The 260-nt window shown below is 46.9% G+C and carries 1 protein-coding gene; it reads left to right on the top strand.

The features are described from left to right. Positions 1-154: 154 nt before the first annotated feature. A partial coding sequence (locus tag E8Q33_RS16850) for an SdiA-regulated domain-containing protein (RefSeq protein ID WP_211116127.1) occupies positions 155-260 on the top strand: 106 nt, incomplete at its 3' end.

Below are 260 nucleotides of genomic sequence, written 5' to 3'. Positions count from 1 at the left end.
GGTGATTTCTCGGGATTAACCCTGCTAAATGAGGGCTCAGAGCAGAAATTACTGGTACTCAGCGATGAATCATATAGCCTGCACGTAATTGATTTATTAGGGCAGGAGCGTTCACGTGTCAGACTGGCCGCGGCCATTTAATCTATGGCCGTTAATGCGACAGCCGGAAGGTGTCACTGCTGATAGTGACGGCAATATCTATGTCGTCGGCGAACCTAATCAATTGTTGATTTTAACGCGTAAAACGCCTCTAAACAGCT

Source organism: Methylophaga sp. SB9B (assembly GCF_004832235.1).
Taxonomy (GTDB): Bacteria; Pseudomonadota; Gammaproteobacteria; order Nitrosococcales; family Methylophagaceae; genus Methylophaga; species Methylophaga muralis.
Note: the sequence above shows the minus strand (reverse complement) of the source record. Positions and strands in the feature narration are given on the sequence as shown.